Raw genomic sequence first — 1342 nt, forward strand, 5'->3', positions numbered from 1 at the left:
CGAAGCACTCCCCGCAAACACGGCGTCACTCCTGAGCAGCTCCCGGGCACAGTTCATCGCCTCCCCGTCCGAAACCTGCACAACCTCGTCAATCAACGACGGATCCCAGAAGGATGGCTGGCGCTGCGCCCCTATCTCCTCCAGTTCAGAAAAAGAAGTCTCTCCCGGACGCCCATCATTCAGGAGAGCAGAAAAAACAGACCCTACCGGCTCCACCCCAACAATCTTCACCCCACTGTTTGTCGACTTAAGGGCGGCCGCAATACCTGAAATCATGGCTGCCGAACTCATTGGCACAAACACATGGGTCACCTTCCCATCCGTCTGGGCAGCTATTTCCGAACCCGTGACATCACGATGCACCTCCAGATTGAGCGGATGGTCATACATTCCGGCAAAAAAAGCATTCGGAATATTGTTCACCAGATTCCCGGCAACATTCATACAGCTGCGCGATTCGCCCGGCAGAGCCTCCGAAGGAGTAATCACCAGTTCCGCCCCCAGAGCCCGCAGAACATCGTGCTTCTCCCGCGAAATCTTATCCGGCGCCACAAGAAGGACCTTATACCCATGGCTCACCGCCGCCATGGCAAGAGCAATCCCGCTGTTGCCATATGTCCAGTCAACAAGAGTCATCCCCGGATGAATCAGCCTGCGCTCCTCAGCATCCCTTACCACAGCAGCCGCAACCCGGTAATAATGCGAAAAGGCCGGATTCATGTATTCCAGCTTCGCCATCACCGCAGGCCTGATATTGCGACTCAACTGACGCAGCTGAACCATCGGCGTTTCACTATGCAGATCAAGAATATCGTGGTTCGGCATGATGCAAAATAGCGCTATAAGTTGAAAAGAAGCGGAACCCTCCGCCCACAGTCAGCCTAAAATATACATTAATTCAACAACAAAGGCGGAACACCAAACCAGTACGCTCCACAAACAGGCAAGGGGCACTTTTTATTCAAACACAAACAAAAACGCTCCGCCGAGGATGTCCCCGACTTTTTGCTTTTATTGAATAATAATTGTCAGCAACGAAACCACTCTAAAGGCAACTCTATGCCTGCCCCGACACCTGAACCCATGACTGAAGCGATTGTTTCGCTCCAGCATCTGCAGCACAACCTCTCTGAAATAAGGAGGAAAACAGGAGAAGGCGTACGGATTATGGGCGTTGTGAAAGCCAATGCTTATGGGCACGATGTCCACAGGGTATCAGAAACCCTTGAGCAAAACGGCGTTACCGATTTCGGGGTGGCGAACATCCAGGAAGCCATTGAGCTGCAGACCGGCAGAGCGCTGAAAAAACCAGCATCAATCCTTGCCTTTGCCTCTCCCCTCT

At 52.7% G+C, this 1342-nt stretch carries 2 protein-coding genes; one reads left to right on the forward strand and one right to left on the reverse strand.

The window, feature by feature from the left end; all coding sequences use genetic code 11:
- A partial coding sequence (locus EKD02_RS09870) for a cysteine synthase family protein (protein ID WP_148102979.1) occupies positions 1 to 825 on the reverse strand: 825 nt, incomplete at its 3' end.
- 234 nt (positions 826 to 1059) lie between these two features.
- On the opposite strand from EKD02_RS09870, the gene EKD02_RS09875 reads away from it, so the two are divergent.
- Positions 1060 to 1342, forward strand: a 283-nt coding sequence (locus tag EKD02_RS09875; protein WP_244924438.1) for an alanine racemase, incomplete at its 3' end; no start/stop codon positions are given.

Source organism: Chlorobium phaeovibrioides, assembly GCF_003968655.1.
In the GTDB taxonomy this organism is placed as follows: Bacteria; Bacteroidota; Chlorobiia; order Chlorobiales; family Chlorobiaceae; genus Chlorobium; species Chlorobium phaeovibrioides.